Genomic DNA, 20099 nt, shown 5'->3' with positions numbered 1-20099 from the left:
ACCCATCGCCGGCCGCACCATGCGGTTCGTGCCCCTTGGGTGGCGACTCAGGCCGTCTCGACGATCTCCGGAGCGGAGACCCGGGCCTCGTCGGCCTCCTGGTCGGTCATCTTCAGCTGGCTCTGCCGCTCGGCCTCGACCCGGCGGAGGTAGTGGTCGACCTCCTCGTCGATGCGCGCCTGGTCCCACCCGAGGGGTCCGGCCATCAGCTCGGCGGTCGGCCGCGCGGCTGCGACGCCGCGGTCGAAGGTCTCGATGGAGACACGGGTACGCCGGGCGAGCACGTCGTCGAGATGGCGCGCGCCCTCGTGGGTGACGGCATAGACGATCTCCGCCGAGAGGTAGTCCTCGGCACCCGGCAGCGGCGTCGCCAGCTCCGGCCGGTCGCGGATCAGGTCGAGCACCTCGTCGACCATGCCGCCGAACCGGCCCAGCAGATGGTCGATCACACCGACGGGGACGCCGCTCTTGCGCGACAGCATCACCCGCTGGTTGGTCCGGGTCTCGAATCCCTGCGAGCCCACCAGCGGCACCCGGTCGGTGATCGACTCCCGGGTGGTGGTGGCGGTGAGGTGCCGCAGGGTGGGCACCGCGGCGTCGACGGCGTCCTTGGCCATCACGCGGTACGTCGTGAGCTTGCCGCCGGCGATCATCACCAGGCCGGGCACCGGAGTCACCACGGTGTGCTCGCGCGAGATCTTGGAGGTCGCCTCGTCCTCGCCCTTCAGCAGCGGTCGCAGGCCGGCGTAGACCCCCTCGACGTCGTCGTGGTCGAGCGGGTCCTTGAGGATCGTGTTGACGTGGGTGAGCAGATAGTCGATGTCGGCCTTGCTGGCGGCCGGGTGGGCCTTGTCGAGGTCCCACGCCGTGTCGGTGGTGCCGATGATCCAGTGCCGCCCCCACGGGATCACGAACAGGACGGACGTCGAGGTCTTGGTGATGAAGCCGGCCTCGGAGCGGATGCGGTCGCGCGGCACGACCAGGTGGATGCCCTTGGAGGCCTGCACGTCGAGCGAGCCACGACCGCCGACGAGCTCCTGGATCTCGTCGGTCCAGACCCCGGCGGCGTTGACGACCACCCGGGCCCGGATCTCCAGGTCGGTGTCGGTCTCGAGGTCGCGGGCGCGAACGCCGACCACCCTCTCCCCCTCGCGGAGGAAGCCTGTGACCTTGGTGCGCGTCGCGACCACCGCGCCGTGCGACTGGGCGGTCCGGGCGATCGTCATCACCCAGCGGGCGTCGTCGACCTGGCAGTCGTAGTAGCGGATCGCGCCGACCATCTCGTCGGTCTTCAGGTCGGGTGCGATCCGGGCGACCTGCTTGCGGAAGAGGTGGCGGTGCTTGGGGACGCCCATGTCGTACTTGCCGGCCATCGCCATGCCGTCGTAGAGCGCCAGCCCGGCGCCGACGTAGGGCCGCTCCCAGGTGTGGTGCAGCGGGTAGAGGAACGGGACCGGCCGCACCAGGTGGGGCGCCAGCCGGGTCAGGTGGAGCCCGCGCTCCTCCAGTGCCTCGCGGACCAGCCCGAAGTCGAACATCTCGAGGTAGCGCAGCCCCCCGTGCACCAGCTTGGAGCTCCGCGAGGAGGTGCCCGAGGCCAGGTCCCGCTGCTCGACCAACCCGGTCGAGAGCCCGCGGGTGACCGCGTCGAGGGCGACGCCGGCACCCACCACCCCCGCACCCACCACCAGCACGTCGAGCTCGGCCGCCGGCTGGCTCGTGGCCCGGAGGACGGTGAGCGCCTCGGCACGGGCGGCGGGGCTCAACGCGCTGCTCTGCGTCATGACGCCATTGTGCCCGGGGCCCGACGGCCCGACCGAGCGGGCATGATGGACGCGTGGACGAGCTGGTCGCGCTGTACGACGACTCCGGGCGGCCGGTCGGGTCGGCGCCGCGCTCGCGGATGCGCGCCGAGAACCTCCATCATGCGGCCACCGGCGTCGTGGTGGTGGACGGGCACGGACGCGTCTACGTGCACCGACGGACCCCCACGAAGGACGTCTATCCGGGCCGCTACGACTTCGCGGCCGGCGGCGTGATCGCGGCCGGCGAGGAACCCGCGCTCGCCGCGGAGCGCGAGCTCGCCGAGGAGCTCGGCATCACCGGCGTGCCGCTGCAACCCCTGCCCGGCGGGGACTACCGCGACGACCACACGTCGTACCACGCGTTCTGCTTCTGGGCGCGGTGGGACGGGCCGGTGACCTGGCAGCCGGAGGAGGTCGTCTGGGGCGACTGGGTCGCACCGGCAGACCTGGTCGCCTGGGTGGCGCGCGAGCCCGACGCCTTCATGCCCGACACCGTGGCGCTGCTGCTGGGCTGGGTGCGGGGGCTGGCGGCTACTCCGCCACGACCTCGATCCGCTGGAACTCCTTGAGGTCGGTGTAGCCGGTCATCGCCATCGCGCGCCGGAGGGCACCGATCAGGTTCATGGTGCCGTCGGCCACCCGCGAGGGGCCGAACAGGATCTCCTCCATGGTGCCGACCGGCTCGAACGCGACCCGCTCCCCCCGGGGCAGGTCCCGGTGGTGCGCCTCGCCGCCCCAGTGGAAGCCCCGCCCGGGCGCGTCGGAGGCGCGCGCGAACGGCGACCCGACCATCACCGCGTCGGCACCGCAGGCGATCGCCTTGGCGATGTCGCCGGAGCGGCCGATCGACCCGTCGGCGATGACGTGGACGTAGCGGCCGCCCGACTCGTCGAGGTAGTCGCGGCGCGCGGCGGCCACGTCGGCGACCGCCGAGGCCATCGGCACGGCGATGCCGAGCACGGTGCGCGTCGTGTGGGCCGCGCCGCCGCCGAACCCGACGAGGACGCCGGCCGCGCCGGTCCGCATCAGGTGGAGGGCGGCCTGGTGGGTGGCACAGCCGCCGACGATGACCGGCACGTCGAGCTCGTAGATGAACTCCTTGAGGTTCAGCGGCTCGGCCTGTGAGGAGACGTGCTCGGCCGAGACCGTCGTCCCGCGGATGACGAACATGTCGACGCCGGCGTCGACCACGGTCTTGGCGAACTCCTTGGTCCGCTGCGGAGACAGCGAGCCCGCGACGGTGACACCGGACTCGCGGATCTGGCGCAGCCGCTCGGTGATCAGCTCGGCGCTGATCGGCGCGCTGTAGATCTCCTGCAGCCGCGCGGTGGCGTCGGTGCCCTCGAGCCGCGCGACCTCCTCGAGCAACGGCTCGGGGTCGTCGTAGCGGGTCCAGAGGCCCTCGAGGTTGAGCACCCCGAGCCCGCCGTGCCGGCCGAAGTCGATGGCGGTGCGCGGCGACATCACGGAGTCCATCGGCGCGGCCAGGACGGGCAGCTCGAAGCGGTAGGCGTCGATCTGCCAGGCGACGCTGACCTCCTCGGGGTCGCGGGTGCGACGGCTGGGCACGATGGCGATGTCGTCGAACGCGTAGGCGCGGCGGGCCCGCTTGGCCCGGCCGATCTCGATGTCCGTCACAGGGGAAGGCTATCGAGTGCGGGCAGCGGGCACACTGGAGCCATGCTCGCCCTCGACCTGGCCCACGCACTGCGCGACGCCGGCCTGACCTGGCAGCCGCAGAACGGCGACCGGTTCGCCATCCCCGACCGCGAGATGGACGACCAGGTCTTCGTGGTCAGCAACATGGTCATCGAGCGGCTGCAGCTCCCGGCGGGCGAGGTCCTCGCCTTCAACGGCACCACGGAGTGGGCTCTCGACAGCCTCGAGGCCGGCGAGGCGCTGTGGCTCCCGCGCGAGGACCAGCTCCGCGACGAGCTCGGCGAGGCGTTCCTCGCGCTGGAGCGGCTGGCCGGGGAGCCGGCCGGCTACGCGGTCACGGTCAGCATCGGCGGCGACACGCGACGATACGTCGACATCGACGCCGAGTCGGCCTACGCCCGGGCACTCCTGGATCTGCTGCGCCGCTGATCGTAGGCGACCGCCGACGGTGCCGGTGGGGCTCAGCGGCCGGTGTAGTTGGGCGCCTCGACGGTCATCTCGACGCCGTGCGGGTGGCTCTCCGACAGCGAGGCGGAGGTGATCCGCACGAACCGGCCCTTCTCCTTCAGCTCCGGGACGGTGCGCGCGCCGACGTAGAACATCGACTGGTTGAGCCCGCCGATCAGCTGGTGGGCGACCGCCGCCAGCGGACCGCGGTAGGCCACCTGCCCCTCGATGCCCTCGGGGACGATCTCGTCGTCGCTGGACACCTCGGCCTGGAAGTAGCGGTCCTTGGAGTAGGACTTCTTGCCGCGGCTCGACATGGCGCCGAGCGAGCCCATACCGCGGTAGGACTTGTACTGCTTGCCGTTGACGAAGACGAGGTCACCGGGCGACTCCTCGCAGCCGGCGAGCAGCGAGCCGACCATCACGGAGTCGGCGCCGGCGACGATCGCCTTGGCGATCTCGCCGGAGTGCTTCATCCCGCCGTCGGCGATCACGGGGCAGCCGGCCGGGCCGGCGGCGAGCGACGCCTCGTAGACCGCGGTGACCTGCGGGACGCCCACGCCCGTCACCACGCGGGTGGTGCAGATGGAGCCCGGCCCCACCCCGACCTTGACCGCGTCGGAGCCGGCGTCGATGAACGCCTGCGCCCCGGCCCGGGTCGCGACGTTGCCGCCGATCACCTGGACGTGGCGGGTCGCCGGGTCGGTCTTGAGCCGCCGCACCATGTCGAGCAGCATCCGCACGTGGCCGTGCGCCGTGTCGGCGACCAGCACGTCGACGCCGGCCTCGATCAGCCGGGTGGCCCGTTCCCAGGCGTCGCCGAAGTAGCCGATCGCCGCCCCCACCATCAGCCGGCCGTCCGCGTCATAGGAGGCGTGGGGGAACTGCTCGCCCTTGACGAAGTCCTTGACCGTGATCAGGCCGGTGAGGCGCCCTGCCTCGTCGATGATCGGGAGCCGCTCGCGCTTGTTCTGCCGCAGCATCGTGATCGCGTCCTCGCGGGCGATGCCCTCGGGCGCGGTGAACAGCGGCATCGGGGTCATCACCTCGTCGACCTTGGTGCTCGCCCATTCCGCGACCGGGGTGAAGCGGAGGTCGCGGTTGGTGATGATGCCGAGCAGCCGGTCGTCGGTGTCGACGACGGGCAGCCCGGAGATGCGGTACTCCCCGGCGATCCGGTCGAGCTGCTCGAGGGTCGCGTCGGGACCGATGGTCACCGGGTTGGAGATGATGCCGGTCTGGGTCCGCTTCACCAGGTCGACCTGGTAGGCCTGGTCGTCGATCGACAGGTTGCGGTGGAGCACGCCGAGACCACCCTGGCGGGCCATCGCGATCGCCATCCGCGACTCCGTCACGGTGTCCATCGCCGCCGAGACCAGGGGCACCTTGAGCGAGATCTCGCGGGTCAGCCGGGTGGTGGTGTCGATGTCCTGGGGCGCCAGGTCGGTGTCGCCGGGGAGCAGCAGCACGTCGTCGTAGGTCAGCCCCATCGCCGCGAACTTCTCCGGCACACCCTGCTCGCTCTCGCCCCAGTCACCCATGCGCGGATCCTACCGGCGGGTCCACGACGTAGCATGCTCGGCATCGACGGACGGGGGCACCGATGAGTCGACCTGCCGGCGCCAGGGCGGTGACCCTGACCGCCCTCCTGCTCCTCGCCGCGACCGCGGCCTGCAGCTCGCCCGTCGACAGCGAGCAGGTCACCACCTCGCTACTCGAGCCGGCCACCGTGACCCTGCCCGAAGGCCCCGCCTACGTGTGGGAGCAGCTCGGCGAGCGACGCCCGGCCTCCACCGCGGTCGTCGGCGGCCACTCGACCCCGATCGGCCGGGTCGCCGACGTCACCTGGCTGCCCGACGGCAACCTGCTCACCCGAGGAGCGACCACGCAACGCGGCCAACGCGACGGCGCGGACGTCGGGGGCGTGAGCCACGGCCTTCGGGTCCTCGACCCCAGCACCGGTGAGGTGATCCGGGCGCGCCGGGGCAGGGGCGACTGGGGGGTCACGCCCGAGGCGGTGACGTTCCGGAGCGATACCCGCAACCGGATCACGGTCTACGACCTCGACCTGTCCCACCCACGGACGTTGGACGTCCCCGACAGCGCCGTCGAGACCGACCAGCTCGAGGAGGGGTGGGCCACGTTCCAGCTCTACCACCCGGCGTACACGCTCGACGGGGTGACCTGGGCGCTGTGGGACATCAACAGCGAGGACGACTTCCGCACCGACCACGGCGCGCTGCGCCTCGAGGACGGCGAGGCGGTCGAGGTCCTCCGCGACCAGCCCGTGGTCGACTTCCTGCCCAGCAGCGACGGCGCCGCCCTGCTGATGCTGACCCAGGACAACGGCGACGACGAGACCTGCGGCGGCTGCGTGGTGCGACAGCGGGTCGTCGAGCTCGACCCCGCCACCGGCGACGTGGCCCGGGAGTACCCCATGCCGCCGGGCTACACCGAGGCCTGGCGGGTCGACGACGTCGACAAGATCGCAGGCACGCTCGTCGTGCGCTTCGAGATCTCCGCGGCCAGCGAGGTCCGCACGACGGGCACGCGCTTCCAGACCTGGACCTACGACGGCAGCTGGGTCCACCTCGAGGAGCTCGACAACACCCGGACCTGGTGGCAGGGCGGCGGCCGCCTCACCTACGAGCCGCAGGAGCCGCTGCGTCGCCTGGGCGTCAACCCGCCGTACCAGCTGACCTGGCACCCCGACGACGGCCCGGACCAGGTCCTCGACATCGGGTCCGACTGCCCGAGGTCCGAGGGAGGGACGCAGTTGTGCCCACCCCTCACCGTCCCCGGCTCCCTGCTCCCGCCGGACCCGTCGAGCTGACGCGTCAGCGCGCCGACGCGAAGTCGCGCACCGGCGCGCGGACGATGAGCCGCTCGGCCGACATCCGGATCCGGCCGCGAAGGCCGGCCGCGAGCACCAGCGGCAGCACCGCCTGGTTGTCCGCACGGGTGTTCATCACGATCTCCGCGGCCCCCTCGATGGCGGCGAGCCGGGACGCCTCCACCAGCAGCCGGGTGCCGATGCCGCGACGCTGCCAGGCCGGGTCGACCTCGAGCACCAGCTCGCGCACTCCGGGCTCGGTCGCCTCCGGGCGCAGCCGGGCACTGCCCACGAAGAGCCCGTTGACGGAGGCGGACACCTCGCCGTCGCCGACGACGTAGGTCGGTGCGGAGGAGCTGCTGGCAGGGACGGCCCCCGCGGGGGCACCGACCGCCTCCTGGCGGGACCGGGCCAGCACGTCGGTGACGAGGTCGGCCATCGCCGCGCCGCGGGCATGCTCGGTGGGCGTGAACGGCGCCGCGCGGCGTACCTGCACCTGCACCTCGCCGACCGACATCTCCATCACGTCCTGCGTCGGCCCGCGGTCACCGGGGGCGGGGTCGGCCTCCGCGTCGAAGAGGGTGGCCACGACCTCGGGGAAGGACGCCGGCTGAGCCAGGATGGTGCGCGCCGCCTGCACGTAGCGGGTCGGCTGGTCGACCAGCGCGGCCTCCGAGCAGGGGGTCGCGGTGACCCGCCCGCCGCCGGCGCGCTGGATGAGCCGCTCGATCTCCTCCTCGCCCCAGTCGCTCGGCGTGCGCAGCACGACCTCGTCGGTGACGGCCTCCACGCCGGGGAAGATCTGCAGGCCCAGGATGTTCACGTCCGCCCGGCCGCACTGCTCGGCCAGCCGGGCCAGTGAGCCGGGGCGGTCGGGCAGGGTGGTGCGGACGCGCCAGAGCATCGGCGGCCCCCTCTCGTCGACGGAGACTGTGGTTCGAAGCGTGCGCCGACCCGGTTTCGCCGCGTGGTCCCCCGTGTTTCGCCGAGGAAAACTCTCCTGACGGCCGGCTTCCGGCCGGGTGTCCATCGACGGCCGCAGGCGAGGCCTCAGGCCGGGTCGGGAGGTACGCCGTCCGGCACCGGCGCCGGTTCGCGCTCGGGCATCCGGACGGCGAGGTAGGTCGCACCGAGGCCGGTCACGGCGGCCATCACCGCGAAGATCAGGTGGTAGTCGAGCACCGAGACCAGCGCGGCGCCGGCGGCCAGCGAGATGGCCTGCGGCGTGCCGAGGAGCACCTCGAGGGTGGTCGAGACCCGACCCATGATCCGCTGCGGGGTGCGCACCTGGACCAGCGTCGTCAGCGCCACCAGCAGCAGCGGCAGCGAGTAGCCCAGCAGCACCAGGCTCGCGAACAGCAGGGCGAGCACCGAGGTGGCAGCGACCAGGCCCAGCGAACCGACGATCAGCAGGAGGCTGACCAGGACGGCCCGGGGCTCACCGATGCGACGGATCACCCGGCTGGCGGTGAGGCCGCCGACGACCGCGCCGACGCCCTGCACCGTCACCAGGATGCCGGCGTAGGTCGCGGCCAGCCCGAACCCGTCGAGGATCGCGAAGATCGACGCCTCGGCGAAGCCGATGACCAGCATCATGGCGGCCAGTCCGACCAACACCGGCTGAAGGACGGGGTCGCGGACCAGATGGCGCATGCCCGCCGTCAGGTCGGCGCGCCAGTGGCTGGGCTCGGGCTCGGGCGGCTGCTCGGCTACGACGATCCGCGCGATGAGCAGGGCCGCGACGAGGAACGTCGCGGCGTCGACGATCGCCACCGCCCAGCCTCCGGCGGCGGCGTACAGCCCGGCCCCGAGGAGCGGGCCGACCAGCCGGAAGCCCTCGCGGACGGTCTGCAGCCCGCCGTTGGCCTCGACCAGCAGGTCCTCCGGCAACAGCTCCTTGAGCAGCCCGTTGAGACCGGCCGGCAGCACGATGAAGGAGATGCCGTAGAAGAACGCGACCACCCAGATGATCCAGACGTCGCTCGCGTCGCGCACCAGCAGCAGCGGCAGCACGACCACCGCGGAGGCGACGTTGCCCCACACCAGCAGCGGACGGCGGCGGACCCGGTCGATCGGACCGCCCAGCACCGGGGCGGCCAGGCTCGGCAGCACCATCCAGAAGAAGGTCAGCCCGGCCGCACCGTTGGAGCCGGTCAGCTCCTTCACCCAGATGCTGAACACCAGCAGCATCACCGAGTCGCCGAACATCGACGTCGCCGTGGCCCAGAACAGCCGGCGGAAGCCGGGTCGCGCCATCGCCGCGCGCATCAGCCCACCCCGGGCGGCACGTCGGCACCCGGTGCCGGCTCCCCCAGGTCGTACGTCGGCACCCCCCAGGCCACCATCGCGCAGAGCCGCGCCCCGGCGGGACGCCGCTCCGGGTGGTCGTGCCGGTCACGGTGCCGCAGCAGCACCTCGCGGACCTGATCGTTGACCTCCCGCAGCTCCTCGGCGGTCAGCCAGAGCAGCGACTGGGTCATCGTGGCGGCGTCGCGCCACACCTCGCCCTCTCCCGCGAGGCGGGTCCAGGCCTCGTGGAGCCTGCCCACCTCACGCTCGAGGACCATCCGGGCCAGGTGCTCGCCGGCGGCGCGACTCTCGGCCTCGGTGCCCGGGGTCCCGTCCTCGTCGCGGTCTCCCCAGCGCAGCGCGCGCACCGCGGCCCGCCAGGGTCGACGCCGACCGGGCCCACCGGCGGGGTCCTCCTCGACGAAGCCGTGCTCGGCCAGCTTGCGCAGGTGCCAGGAGCAGTTCGACGGGGAGTCGTCGACCCGCTCGGCGAGCTGGGTGGCGGTGAGCGGACCGAACAGCACCAGCTGCTCGAAGAGCCGCTGGCGCAGCGGATGGGCCAGCGCCCGCAACGCCGCTGCCTCGGAGATCCGGGTCGGCTCGCCGAACCCGTCGTCCTCCGTCACCGCCTCCGGAGCGCCCACCTCGTCGACCATATCTCGAAACTACTCTTTCGAAAGAGTCATTTCAACGGTGGGTCGCCCGAAATGCGGTTGACCCGGCAGAAGTTCGTGAACTTCTGCCGGGTCAACGCGAGGTTCTGCCGGGTCAACCCGAACTTCTGCCGGGTCGGGCTCGGGGGCGGCTCAGTGGCCGTGACCGTGGCCGTGACCGGCGGCGGCCGCAGCCTCCTCCTCGTCCTCGGGAGCCTCGACCACCAGCGTCTCGGTGGTGAGCAGCATGCCCGCGATCGAGGTGGCGTTGACCAGCGCGGAGCGGGTCACCTTGACCGGGTCGAGGACACCCTGGGCGACCAGGTCGCCGTACTCCTCGGTGGCCGCGTTGTAGCCCGTGCCGGGGCCGGCCTCGCGCACCTTGGTGACGATGACGTAGCCGTTCTCGCCGCCGTTCTCGGCGATCCAGCGCAGCGGCTCGTCGACGGACTTGCGCACGATCCGCACGCCCATCGCCTCGTCGCCGGTGAGCCCGAGGTCGCCGTCGAGGACCGCGCCCGCGTGGATGAGGGCCGAGCCGCCACCGGCGACGATGCCCTCCTCGATCGCGGCCCGGGTCGCCGAGACGGCGTCCTCGATGCGGTGCTTCTTCTCCTTGAGCTCGACCTCGGTGGCCGCGCCGACCTTGATCACGCAGACGCCACCGGCCAGCTTGGCCAGCCGCTCCTGCAGCTTCTCGCGGTCCCAGTCGGAGTCGGTGGTCTCGATCTCGGCCTTGATCTGGTTGACCCGGCCCTCGACCTCGGCCTTGTCGCCACCGCCGTCGACGATGGTCGTGGCGTCCTTGGTGACCACGACACGACGCGCGGAGCCGAGCACCTCGAGGCCCACCTGGTCGAGCTTGAGCCCGACCTCGGGGGCGACGACCTGCCCGCCGGTCAGGGTCGCGATGTCCTGCATCATCGCCTTGCGGCGGTCACCGAAGGCCGGGCTCTTGACCGCGACCGCGGTGAAGGTGCCGCGGATCTTGTTGACCACCAGCGTCGACAGCGCCTCGCCGTCGACGTCCTCGGCGAGGATGAACAGCGACTTGCCGGTCGCGATGACCTTCTCCAGCAGCGGCAGCAGCTCGGCGACCGAGGAGATCTTGCCCTGGTGGAGCAGCACGTAGGGGTCGTCGAGGGCGGCCTCCATGCTCTCCGGGTCGGTGACGAAGTAGGCCGAGATGTAGCCCTTGTCGAACTGCATGCCCTCGGTGAACTCCAGCTCGGTGCCCATGGTGTTGGACTCCTCGACGGTGATCACGCCGTCCTTGCCGACCTTGTCGAAGGCCTCGGCCAACAGCGCGCCGATGTGCTCGTCGCGGCTGGAGATGGTGGCGACCGACGCCATGTCCTCGCGGGTCTCGACCTCACGGGCCGACTCGCGCAGCGAGTCGCTGACCGCCTCGGCCGCGGCGTCCATGCCGCGCTTGAGGCCCATCGGGTTGGCGCCGGCGGCGACCGCCCGCAGCCCCTCGTGGACCATCGCCTGGGCGAGCACCGTCGCGGTGGTGGTGCCGTCACCCGCAATGTCGTTGGTCTTGGTGGCGACCTCCTTGGTGAGCTGCGCCCCGAGGTTCTCGAACGGGTCGTCGAGCTCCACGTCGCGCGCCACCGTGACGCCGTCGTTGGTGATCGTGGGGGCGCCCCACTTCTTGTCCAGCACGACGTAGCGGCCCTTGGGGCCGAGCGTCACCTTGACCGCGTTGGCGAGCGCGTCGACGCCCCGCTCCAGCGACCGGCGCGCCTGCTCGTCGAACTCCAGGATCTTGGGCATGACAATGGCCTTTCTCGTGACTCAGGGGTGATCTGGCGCCCGGCTGGCAAGACGGGCGAGCGAAGGCGACCTCAAAGGCGCAGCGGTCGTCGAGCGAGCCCGACGCCGCCAGCCGGGGATGCCAGGTCAGTCAGGAACGACGGCCAGGACGTCGCGGGCGGAGAGGATGAGGTACTCCGAGCCGGCGTACTTCACCTCGGTGCCGCCGTACTTGCTGTAGATGACCTTGTCGCCGACGGCCACGTCGAGCGGCACGCGGTTGCCGTTGTCGTCGATGCGGCCCGGCCCGATCGCCACGACCTCGCCCTCCTGGGGCTTCTCCTTGGCGGTGTCGGGGATGACCAGACCCGAGGCGGTGGTCTGCTCGGCGTCCAGGGGCTCGACGACGATCCGGTCCTCGAGGGGCTTGATGTTGACCGACACGATGTCGACCTCCACTTTCTCCACTAGTCGTGGTGGGCGCCACGCAGGCGTCCACCCAGCTGGTCGTGCAACGTCTGGGCTTGCGGGGAGGTACGCCGTCGCGGGGGTCGCACCGACTCGCAAGCGCTGGCACCCTCAGGGTGAGAGTGCCAAGTCAGACGTTAGCACTCACCCCCAGGGAGTGCCAGGCGGGTGGTGGCGGGTCCGATAGTCCGCTACGCAGAGCACCAGTCGGAGGCCCCGAAGTGGTGCCGAACGTGGCGGACTATCGGGGTGGGCGGCCGGCGGCGAGCAGGCGCGCGGTGCCTCCCCGGCGTCGACCCAGGCCCCCGGGAGCTCGAGGACGGCGAGGGCGGAGGTGGGCATCGCGACCCACTCCCCCGTGAGCTCCTCGACCAGCTCCTCCAGGGCCGGGTTGTGGCCGACCAGCGCGACGGTCGTGGCCTCCCCCGGCAGCCGGCGTACGACGGCCAGCAGGGGCCCGGCGCCGAAGGCGTACAGGTCGTCCTCGACCCGGACCGGCGGCGCGAGCGGCAGCTCGGCGCCCACCAGCTCCCAGGTGGTGCGGGCCCGCTGCGCCGGCGACACCACGGCGAGGTCGATGGCGGGCAGGTGCTCGGCCAGCCAGCGACCCGACTCGGGCGCCTGCCGGCGCCCCGCGGACCGACCGGTCGCGCATGGTCGGGATGGTCGCCCGACCAGTCGGACTTGGCGTGCCGGACCAGCACCAGGGTGTGCGCCACGAGACCCATCATGGCGTGCGCAAGGATGCACGGGTGGAGCTGGACACCTTCCGATGGCTGCTGACCGCCGACGGTCAGCAACTGCTGCTGACCGCGGCCCAGGCCTACGCCGACGCCGACGGCGACCCGGTCCGCTCGGCCGCGCAGGTGCGCAGGCAGGAGCCCGACGCCGATCGCGCCGCCGCGGCACTGACCCAGGTCGAGCTCCGCGTGAAGGCCGTGCCGAAGCTCGGCGAGGAGGCGCTCCGGCTCTACTTCACCCCCGACGCGCTGGAGCAGGCCACCCGACGCCGAGTGGCCGACCACCGGGCGGCGCGGGTGGCGGCCGCCGAGCCGGGGTCGGTCGTCGACCTCGGCTGCGGGATCGGCGCCGACCTGATGGCGTTCGCGCGCGCCGGGCTCACCGCCGCCGGCGTGGAGCTCGACCCGGTGCGAGCCGCCATCGCCGAGGCCAACCTGGCCGCCCTCGGGCTGCCCGGCGCGGTCGCCGTGGCCGACGCCACCACCGTCGACGTGAGCGGCTTCGGCGTCGCCTTCGCCGACCCGGCGCGGCGGACCGGGCGAGGCCGCACCTTCGACGTCGCCGACTGGTCGCCGCCGTGGGCCTGGGTGGAGGAGCTGCTGCGCGGGCGGGCGCTGGTCAAGGCCGCGCCCGGCATCCCCCATGACCTGGTGGCCGACGGCGTCGAGGCGGAGTGGGTCAGCGAGCAGGGCGAGGTGAAGGAGGCCGTGCTGTGGTCGCCGTACCTCGCGACGGCGCGGCGCCGGGCGACCGTGCTGGCCCGCTCCGGGCTGGCCACCCTGACCGAGGAGGACGACCCCTTCGACGGCGAGCCGCGCCCGGTCCGCGGCTCGGCGGGTTCCTCTACGAACCCGACGGCGCGGTGATCCGGGCGGGCCTGGTCACCGCGGTCGCGGCCGGCGTCCAGGGCGGGCTGCTCGACGAGCACATCGCCTACGTCACCTCCGACGCGTCGTTCCGGACACCGTTCGCCCGGGGCTATCGGGTGGTCGAGACACTGCCCTACCGCGAGAAGCAGCTCCGGCTCGCGCTGAAGCAGCGCGGCATCGGCACGCTGACCATCAAGAAGCGTGGCGTCGACGTCGACCCGGCCGCGCTCCGGAAGCGGCTGCACCTCGCCGGCGACGACGAGGCCACCCTGGTGCTGACCCGCATCGACGGCCACGGCACCGCCCTGCTGGTGAAGCCCTTCTGAGACCGAGACCGAATCGAGACCCCCGCACGCGCAACGCTCCGGGCCCCGACCGCGTCTCTCTCCCAACGCACGTCACACCACTCCAGGGGGACCACCATGAACACCACACGCATCGGCCGAGGGACGCTGGCCGCCGCCGCGATCTGCCTCGCCACGTCGGCCCTGGCCGGCTGCGGCACTCGGGGCGCCACGGCTCCGGAGACGTCGGGAAGCCCGTCCGCCGCCTCGTCCTCCACGCCCACCGACACGCCCACCGAATCCCCCTCGGCGAGCCCGGCCGACCCCGACCGCGGCGCGCTCGACGTGGCCGGTCTGGCGCAGGGCGCGACGCCCGGCGTGGCCCACGCGACCCTGACCTACACCGGCACCCTCGCCACCGGCGGCACCATCCACGGCACCGACGGCAGCACGACGCCGCTCCCGGCGGGCAGCCTGACGCAGTTCGCCGCGCTCGGCGACGGCTGGGTGGCCGACGTGGTCGACCCCGACACCGGCGAGGAGATGGTCTTCGTGCTGAAGGCCGACGGCAGCCACGGCACGCCGTACGCCGTCGAGGGCGGGCTCGCCGTCTCGCACGGTGGCAACGTGGTCGCCTGGACCGGCGTCGACGGCACCGTCTACACCGCCCACGCCGAGACCGACGAGATCCTCACCATGCCGAAGGTGCCGCAGGGCGCCGGCACCTATCGCACCGTCGGCGTCACCAGCGAGGACTGCAAGGAGGGTCGCTCCAGCGACGCCGGCTGCACGGTCTACGTCAACAGCGGCGGCAAGGTCTACGCGGTCACCTCGCACGGCATCGTCGACCAGCTGCCGAAGATGCTGGCGGCCACCACCTCGGAGGGTCCGCTGCTGGGCGGGATGTACTCCGTCAGCGAGGACCCTGCCGGCAGCTGCAGCCGGATGCTCCAGGGCTGGCGCAAGACCCTCTGGAGGACCTGCGACCACACGCTCGACGTCATCGCACCCGACGCGGCCCACCTCGTCGGCCTGCCGGCCTATCTCGACGGCTTCGGCCCCAAGACCCTGGCGATCCTCTCCATGGAGGACGGCTCGGTGGTGCGGTCGTGGTCCGGCACCGCCCGCTCGGCGACGTACTTCGACCAGGTCTGGGAGGACGACGCGCACCTGCTGGTCCGCACCTTCCAGGGACGGCGCTGGGCGGTCGTGCGGGTCGGAGTCGACGGCTCCCTGGAGTACGCCGTGGCCCCGGTCAAGGCGGACTCCCTCGAGTCGCCGTGGTTGCTGGAGACCCGCTGACTGCGGCGCAGGCGTGCCGCGGGCCCGACGGCGGTCAGCCGCCGGGCCCGCGGATGGGGGACCGGTGTCGTCAGGCGTCCGTGGTCGCCTGCTTGGCGTGCCGCAGGCCCATGAGGCCGAGCAGCAGCATGACGACGGCACCGACGAACGCCGCGATGGCGGCGTACATCGCGATCATCCCGATGGTGCCGAAGGCATAGGCGTTGAGCAGCAGACCACGCAGCGTGCTGCCCATGAACAGGGTCTGCCGCTGGCCGCCGAGGGTCTGGCAGTCCTCGTCCGACGCCTTGGCCGGGTCGCTGCAGCCGGCGGCGATGTAGGCGCCGCTGACCTCGGAGTAGGTCTTGCCGTCGGCCACCTCGTCCAGGTGGGCGAGGATGTAGTGGTCGGCGTAGGCCTTCGCCTGGGCGCCCGTGGTCATGTCCTCGCCGGCGTACTGCGCGAGGGCGTCCTTCTGGTCGGCGGTGGTGAGCTGGTCCTCCGCCGGCATGGTGATGTGCTGGTCGGACAGCTGCTGGCTGACCTGGTCGCCGACGAAGACGCTGGCCCAGGTGAGCAGGCCTCCGGCGACGAGCAGAACGAGCGCGAGCACGAGCCCGGTCCATGAGATGAGCTTGTCGAGAGTTGCACGCATGGCGGTCGAATGCCTCCTCCAGTGGGGGTTCGGGACCATCCCGCACCCCGTAAGAGAAACTTTAGAGTTCAATCATTCGGACCCGTATGATCCCGCGCACAGAAACGGCATGCGCCTCGTCACGCAGGGTTGCCTGCCCTGCCCCGGACGCGGGCCGCCAGCCCCGTCGCCGGGTGTCAAGAGCACGCTCGGGCGGTCCACGCCACCCCGCGACTGCGGCATCCTCCGACGCGACACCGACCCCCACCAGGAGCCCCGATGCACCCCGGACCGGGTCCGGCCGCTCAGCCGTCGAGCAGCGCGCGCTCGGCGCCGATCGTGGTGTCGGCGCCGTGGCCGGTGTGCACGACCGTCTCGTCGGGCAGTGCGAAGAGACGGGTCCGGATCGACTCCTCGATCGTCGGCCGGTCGCTGAACGAGCGACCCGTCGCCCCGGGGCCTCCCTGGAAGAGCGTGTCACCCGTGAAGACACAGCCGAGGTCGGCGGCGTAGAGGCAGACCGCCCCCGGCGCGTGGCCGGGCGTGTGCAGCACCTCGAGCGTCGTGCCGCCGACCTCGATCCGCTGCCCGTCGGCCAGGTCGACGTCCCAGAGCAGGTCCGGGTGGGTGAGCTCCCACACCGGCTGGTCGTCGGGGTGCAGCAGGATCGGCGCCCCGGCGGCCTCCCGCAGCGCCGGCGCCACCCTCACGTGGTCGTCGTGGGCGTGGGTGCACACGATCGCCTTGAGCGTGCGGTCGCCCACCGCGGCGAGGATGGCGGCGGCGTCGTGCGGCGCGTCGATCACCACGCACTCGGTGTCGTCGCCGACCACCCACACGTTGTTGTCGACGTCGAAGGTCTCGCCGTCGAGGCTGAAGGTCCCCGACGTCACGGCATGGTCGATGCGTGCGCTCATGTCGGACATCGTGCCAGTGCGTACGCCGGCCGCGCGGGGCGGCTCAGCTCAGTGACCGGCCTCAGTGACCGGCGGCCTACTCGCGCGCCCGGGCGGGCAGCCGGAAGGTCAGCACGAAGGCCACCGCCATCAGCCCCACCGCCAGCCAGCTCGCCGCGGCCGCCCCGTTGCGGAACGCCTCCACGGAGCTCGCCGACGTCGAGGTGGCCACCACATGGAAGAACGTGGTCCCGAGCGCCGCGATGCCGACCGCGCCGCCGAGCTGCTGCACCGAGCTGAGGACACCGGAGGCGGAGCCGGACTCCCGCTCGTCGACGCCGGCGAGCACCAGGTCGAAGAACGGGGCCATGGTCAACCCGAGGCCGACCCCGGAGACCAGCAGCGAGGGCTGCAGGTCCCAGCCGGAGAGCCCGTCGCCGGCCGCCCCGACGGTGACCAGGAACCCGACGAAGCCCGCGATCGCGACCGCCTCACCGAGGTGCATCACCCGTCGTCCGCCCCGCTTGGCCATCAGCGGCTGCGACGCGATGAAGCCGACCACCATGCCGGCCGCCTGGCCGACGCTGGTGAGTCCGGCGTGGAGTGGGGAGTAGCCCATGCCGACCTGGACCAGCAGGGTCAGCACGATCGAGAGACCGATGAGCGCCGCGAACAGCGCCATGCCGGCGACCATGCCGGTGGTGAAGGCGCGGTTGGTGAACAGCGACGGCGTGATCAGGGTGACCTTGCCGGCGCGGTCGCGGGCCTGCTCGACGTAGGCCAGCAGGCCGAGCCCGGCGAGACCCGCCGCCATCATCGCGAAGACCCACGCGGGCCACCCCAGCTCCCGCCCCTGGATCAGGGGATAGACCACCAGGAACATCGACGCCGACGCGATGACCGCCGAGGTGAGCTCGAGGTGCAGGCTGCGGTCCGGCCTCGACGCCGGCAACAGCATCCGTCCCGCGACCAGCGCGGCGACCCCCAGCGGAAGGTTGATGGCGAAGATCGTCCGCCACGACCAGCCGAAGAGGTCGGCGTCGACGAGGAAGCCGGCCAGGATCGGCCCGCCGACCGCGGAGAGTCCCATCACCGGGCCGAACGCGCCGAACGCGGCACCCATCTCGTCGGGCGGGAACATCTCCTTGATCAGGCCGAGCCCCTGCGGCAGCATCACCGCGCCGATCCCGCCCTGCAGCACCCGGAAGGCGACCAGCATGCCGGGGTCCTGGGCGAGCGCGCAGGCCAGCGACATCAGCGTGAAGCCGGCCATCCCGACCAGGAAGACGCGGCGGCGGCCGTAGATGTCGCCCAGCCGTCCGCCGATCAGCAGCCCGGACGCCATCGCGAGGGTGTAGGCCGCGGCGAGCCACTGGATGAGCGTCTCGCCGCCACCCAGGTCGCGGACGATCGTGGGGCCGGCGACCGAGGTCACCAGGGCGTCGAGGAGGTCCATCACCTCGGCGGTGAGGACGACGAAGAGGGCGGGCCAGCGCAGGGCGTAGCCGACAGCAGGAACGGAGGTGGCGGTCATCATGGGCCCTTCGCTGCGAACAGTGTTCGTTGACGAACACTGTTCTACGCGCGAACGGTGTTCGTGTCAAGCCGTCGGCGGCCGCGCCCTAGACTGGCCTCATGGCCCGCACCTCCCCCAGCGAGCGCCGAGCGGTCGTTGCCACCCGCCGGCGCCGCCCCACACTCGGGGTCGAGGCGATCGTCGAGGTGGCGCTGCGGCTGGTCGACACCGAGGGCGTCGAGGCGGTGACGATGCGGCGGGTCGCCGCGGAGTTCGACACCGGCCCGGCGAGCCTCTACGCCTACTTCCCGCACAAGGAGGCGCTGCTGTCGGCGGTGCTCACCCGGGTCCTCGAGGAGATCCCGGTCCCCCGGGGCGACGACTGGCAGGACCTGCTGCGCCGTCACATGCACACCACTCGCGACGTCTTCGCCCGCCATCGTGACGTCGCCCGGCTGTCGTTCGGCACCGTGCCCACCGGCGAGCACTTCGTGGACATCGCCGAGGCGCTGCTCGCGGGCCTGCTGGCCGGCGGCGTCCCCGCCCAGGTCGCCGCGTGGGCGATGGACGTGGGCGCGCTCTACGTCGCCGCCGACGCCTTCGAGGGCTACCTCCAGGGCCAGATGTTCGACGACGGCTCCGGGCGACCCCCGGAGGAGGTCGGGATGGAGTTCTACGCCGGCTTCGCCGACGCGATGCGCGCGCTGCCGCCCAGCCGCTACCCCGCCATCACCGGCCACGTCGACGAGCTGGTCAGCGGCGACGGCGACGACCGGTTCGGGTTCGGCGTGGACATGTTCATCGCGGGGATCGCGGCCCAGATCCCCCGCTGAGGCCGGCTAGAGGATGACCACCGAGCGCAGCACGTCGCCGTGGTGCATCTTCTCGAACGCCGCCTCCACGTCGCCGAGGCCGATCTCCTCCGACACGAACGCGTCGAGGTCGAGCCGGCCCTGCTGGTAGAGGTCGACCAGCATCGGGAAGTCCCGCGAGGGCAGGCAGTCGCCGTACCAGCTGGACTTGAGGGCGCCGCCGCGACCGAACACGTCGATCAGCGGGATGTCGGGGATCTTCATGTCGGGTGTGGGTACGCCGACCAGGACCAGCGTGCCGGCCAGGTCACGGGCGTAGAAGCCCTGCTGCCAGGTCTCCGGCCGGCCGACCGCGTCGATCACCACGTCGGCGCCGTTGCCGTCGGTGAGCGCCTGGATGCCCTCGACCGGGTCGGTGCCCTTGCTGTTGATCGTGTCGGTGGCGCCCATGCCGCGCGCCCACTCGAGCTTGCGGTCGTCGATGTCGACGGCGATGACCCGGCTCGCCCCGGCCAGCGCGGAGCCGGCGATGGCGGCCATGCCGACGCCCCCGCAACCGATCACGGCGACCGACTTGCCGCGGCCGACGTTGCCGGTGTTGATCGCCGCACCGAGGCCCGCCATCACGCCGCAGCCGAGCAGGCCGACGGCGGCCGGCCGCGCGGCGGCGTCGACCTTGGTGCACTGCCCCGCGGCGACCAGCGTCTTCTCCGCGAACGCCCCGATGCCCAGCGCGGGCGAGAGCTCGGTGCCGTCCTCGAGGGTCATCTTCTGGGTCGCGTTGAAGGTCGCGAAGCAGTACCACGGCTCACCGCGCAGGCAGGCCCGGCAGTTGCCGCAGACCGCGCGCCAGTTGAGGATCACGAAGTCGCCGGGGGCCACGTTGGTGACGCCCTCGCCGACCGACTCGACGATGCCGGAGGCCTCGTGGCCGAGCAGGAACGGGAAGTCGTCGTTGATCCCGCCCTCGCGGTAGTGCAGGTCGGTGTGGCAGACGCCGCAGGCCTGGATCTGGACCACCGCCTCGCCCGGCCCGGGGTCGGGCACGTTGATCGTCTCGACGGTGACCGGCGCGCCCTTGCTGCGCGCGATGACGGCCTGGACCTGCTGCATCGGCTCTCCTCCACTCTGGCGTCGTCGGCCTCGACGATCGG

At 72.3% G+C, this 20099-nt stretch carries 20 protein-coding genes; 7 read left to right on the top strand and 13 right to left on the bottom strand.

Annotation, left to right across the window (positions count from 1 at the left end; all coding sequences use genetic code 11):
- Positions 1-47: 47 nt before the first annotated feature.
- Positions 48-1784, bottom strand: a complete 1737-nt coding sequence (locus tag R2740_RS01485) for a glycerol-3-phosphate dehydrogenase/oxidase (protein ID WP_371300913.1) — start codon at positions 1782-1784, stop codon at positions 48-50.
- A gap of 53 nt (positions 1785-1837) precedes the next feature.
- On the opposite strand from R2740_RS01485, the gene R2740_RS01480 reads away from it, so the two are divergent.
- Positions 1838-2374 (top strand): NUDIX hydrolase, encoded by a 537-nt coding sequence (locus tag R2740_RS01480; protein WP_371300912.1) that lies wholly within the window; start codon positions 1838-1840, stop codon positions 2372-2374.
- Here R2740_RS01480 and R2740_RS01475 read toward each other — a convergent pair.
- The gene (locus R2740_RS01475; protein ID WP_371300911.1) at positions 2337-3443 is read right to left on the bottom strand and encodes a GuaB3 family IMP dehydrogenase-related protein; all 1107 of its coding nucleotides are present in this window, start codon (positions 3441-3443) and stop codon (positions 2337-2339) included. The two genes, R2740_RS01480 and R2740_RS01475, sit on opposite strands and share 38 nt — an antisense overlap.
- A gap of 42 nt (positions 3444-3485) precedes the next feature.
- Here R2740_RS01475 and R2740_RS01470 point away from each other — a divergent pair, with 42 nt between their 5' ends.
- Positions 3486-3893 carry a pilus assembly protein CpaE gene (locus R2740_RS01470; RefSeq protein WP_371300910.1) on the top strand — a complete coding sequence of 136 codons (408 nt, stop codon included), beginning with the start codon at positions 3486-3488 and terminating at the stop codon, positions 3891-3893.
- A gap of 32 nt (positions 3894-3925) precedes the next feature.
- Here the strand turns inward: R2740_RS01470 and guaB are convergent, their stop codons facing one another.
- Positions 3926-5452, bottom strand: coding sequence for an IMP dehydrogenase (gene guaB / locus R2740_RS01465; protein WP_371300909.1), 1527 nt, complete (start codon positions 5450-5452; stop codon positions 3926-3928).
- A 62-nt stretch (positions 5453-5514) separates the two neighbouring features.
- Here guaB and R2740_RS01460 point away from each other — a divergent pair, with 62 nt between their 5' ends.
- A complete protein-coding gene (locus tag R2740_RS01460) occupies positions 5515-6744 on the top strand; it encodes a hypothetical protein (RefSeq protein WP_371300908.1) in 1230 nt (409 codons plus the stop codon).
- A gap of 4 nt (positions 6745-6748) precedes the next feature.
- On the opposite strand, the gene R2740_RS01455 is transcribed toward R2740_RS01460, so the two are convergent.
- The 6 genes from R2740_RS01455 to R2740_RS01430 form a co-directional block, all read right to left on the bottom strand.
- Positions 6749-7648, bottom strand: a complete 900-nt coding sequence (locus tag R2740_RS01455; RefSeq protein WP_371300907.1) for a GNAT family N-acetyltransferase — start codon at positions 7646-7648, stop codon at positions 6749-6751.
- Positions 7649-7794: 146 nt separating this feature from the next.
- Positions 7795-9000 (bottom strand): MFS transporter, encoded by a 1206-nt coding sequence (locus R2740_RS01450; protein WP_371300906.1) that lies wholly within the window; start codon positions 8998-9000, stop codon positions 7795-7797.
- A gap of 11 nt (positions 9001-9011) precedes the next feature.
- Positions 9012-9689 (bottom strand): winged helix-turn-helix domain-containing protein, encoded by a 678-nt coding sequence (locus tag R2740_RS01445; RefSeq protein WP_371300905.1) that lies wholly within the window; start codon positions 9687-9689, stop codon positions 9012-9014.
- A 150-nt stretch (positions 9690-9839) separates the two neighbouring features.
- Positions 9840-11465 carry a chaperonin GroEL gene (gene groL, locus R2740_RS01440; RefSeq protein WP_371300904.1) on the bottom strand — a complete coding sequence of 542 codons (1626 nt, stop codon included), beginning with the start codon at positions 11463-11465 and terminating at the stop codon, positions 9840-9842.
- A 126-nt stretch (positions 11466-11591) separates the two neighbouring features.
- On the bottom strand, positions 11592-11888 hold the full coding sequence (gene groES / locus R2740_RS01435) for a co-chaperone GroES (protein WP_371301168.1): 297 nt from the start codon (positions 11886-11888) through the stop codon (positions 11592-11594).
- A gap of 168 nt (positions 11889-12056) precedes the next feature.
- Positions 12057-12479, bottom strand: coding sequence for a histidine phosphatase family protein (locus tag R2740_RS01430; protein WP_371300903.1), 423 nt, complete (start codon positions 12477-12479; stop codon positions 12057-12059).
- A gap of 185 nt (positions 12480-12664) precedes the next feature.
- Here R2740_RS01430 and R2740_RS01425 point away from each other — a divergent pair, with 185 nt between their 5' ends.
- From R2740_RS01425 to R2740_RS01415, 3 genes are all read left to right on the top strand, one after another.
- Positions 12665-13519: a hypothetical protein gene (locus R2740_RS01425; protein WP_371300902.1), complete on the top strand. Its 855-nt coding sequence runs from the start codon at positions 12665-12667 to the stop codon at positions 13517-13519.
- A complete protein-coding gene (locus R2740_RS01420; RefSeq protein WP_371300901.1) occupies positions 13516-13848 on the top strand; it encodes a hypothetical protein in 333 nt (110 codons plus the stop codon). The genes R2740_RS01425 and R2740_RS01420 overlap by 4 nt, the downstream gene beginning before the upstream one ends.
- A 96-nt stretch (positions 13849-13944) precedes the next feature.
- A complete protein-coding gene (locus tag R2740_RS01415) occupies positions 13945-15108 on the top strand; it encodes a hypothetical protein (protein ID WP_371300900.1) in 1164 nt (387 codons plus the stop codon).
- 70 nt (positions 15109-15178) lie between these two features.
- Here R2740_RS01415 and R2740_RS01410 read toward each other — a convergent pair whose 3' ends face one another.
- The 3 genes from R2740_RS01410 to R2740_RS01400 all read right to left on the bottom strand — a co-directional run bounded on the left by R2740_RS01410 (position 15179) and on the right by R2740_RS01400 (position 18151).
- Entirely contained in the window at positions 15179-15742 is a 564-nt protein-coding gene (locus R2740_RS01410; RefSeq protein ID WP_371300899.1) for a hypothetical protein, read from the bottom strand.
- Between the two features lie 284 nt (positions 15743-16026).
- Positions 16027-16638: an MBL fold metallo-hydrolase gene (locus R2740_RS01405; RefSeq protein WP_371300898.1), complete on the bottom strand. Its 612-nt coding sequence runs from the start codon at positions 16636-16638 to the stop codon at positions 16027-16029.
- Between the two features lie 76 nt (positions 16639-16714).
- Positions 16715-18151, bottom strand: coding sequence for an MFS transporter (locus R2740_RS01400; protein WP_371300897.1), 1437 nt, complete (start codon positions 18149-18151; stop codon positions 16715-16717).
- Positions 18152-18252: 101 nt separating this feature from the next.
- Here R2740_RS01400 and R2740_RS01395 point away from each other — a divergent pair, with 101 nt between their 5' ends.
- Positions 18253-18966 (top strand): TetR/AcrR family transcriptional regulator, encoded by a 714-nt coding sequence (locus tag R2740_RS01395; RefSeq protein ID WP_371300896.1) that lies wholly within the window; start codon positions 18253-18255, stop codon positions 18964-18966.
- A 6-nt stretch (positions 18967-18972) separates the two neighbouring features.
- On the opposite strand, the gene R2740_RS01390 is transcribed toward R2740_RS01395, so the two are convergent.
- Positions 18973-20058, bottom strand: a complete 1086-nt coding sequence (locus R2740_RS01390) for an S-(hydroxymethyl)mycothiol dehydrogenase (RefSeq protein WP_371300895.1) — start codon at positions 20056-20058, stop codon at positions 18973-18975.
- Positions 20059-20099: the final 41 nt, after the last annotated feature.

Source organism: Nocardioides sp., assembly GCF_041393715.1.
GTDB lineage: Bacteria > Actinomycetota > Actinomycetes > Propionibacteriales > Nocardioidaceae > Nocardioides.
The sequence above is the reverse complement of the archived record's forward strand: the minus strand, read 5'-3'. Positions and strand labels throughout refer to the sequence as shown.

Coding starts and splice junctions, on each gene's coding strand:
- R2740_RS01485 (WP_371300913.1), bottom strand. CDS start 1,784: ATGACGCAGAGCAGCGCGTTGAGCCCCGCCGCCCGTGCCGAGGCGCTC.
- R2740_RS01445 (WP_371300905.1), bottom strand. CDS start 9,689: ATGGTCGACGAGGTGGGCGCTCCGGAGGCGGTGACGGAGGACGACGGG.
- R2740_RS01470 (WP_371300910.1), top strand. CDS start 3,486: ATGCTCGCCCTCGACCTGGCCCACGCACTGCGCGACGCCGGCCTGACC.
- R2740_RS01395 (WP_371300896.1), top strand. CDS start 18,253: ATGGCCCGCACCTCCCCCAGCGAGCGCCGAGCGGTCGTTGCCACCCGC.
- R2740_RS01455 (WP_371300907.1), bottom strand. CDS start 7,648: ATGCTCTGGCGCGTCCGCACCACCCTGCCCGACCGCCCCGGCTCACTG.
- R2740_RS01410 (WP_371300899.1), bottom strand. CDS start 15,742: ATGCGTGCAACTCTCGACAAGCTCATCTCATGGACCGGGCTCGTGCTC.
- groL (WP_371300904.1), bottom strand. CDS start 11,465: ATGCCCAAGATCCTGGAGTTCGACGAGCAGGCGCGCCGGTCGCTGGAG.
- R2740_RS01390 (WP_371300895.1), bottom strand. CDS start 20,058: ATGCAGCAGGTCCAGGCCGTCATCGCGCGCAGCAAGGGCGCGCCGGTC.
- R2740_RS01405 (WP_371300898.1), bottom strand. CDS start 16,638: ATGAGCGCACGCATCGACCATGCCGTGACGTCGGGGACCTTCAGCCTC.
- R2740_RS01450 (WP_371300906.1), bottom strand. CDS start 9,000: ATGGCGCGACCCGGCTTCCGCCGGCTGTTCTGGGCCACGGCGACGTCG.
- guaB (WP_371300909.1), bottom strand. CDS start 5,452: ATGGGTGACTGGGGCGAGAGCGAGCAGGGTGTGCCGGAGAAGTTCGCG.
- R2740_RS01460 (WP_371300908.1), top strand. CDS start 5,515: ATGAGTCGACCTGCCGGCGCCAGGGCGGTGACCCTGACCGCCCTCCTG.
- R2740_RS01415 (WP_371300900.1), top strand. CDS start 13,945: ATGAACACCACACGCATCGGCCGAGGGACGCTGGCCGCCGCCGCGATC.
- R2740_RS01400 (WP_371300897.1), bottom strand. CDS start 18,151: ATGACCGCCACCTCCGTTCCTGCTGTCGGCTACGCCCTGCGCTGGCCC.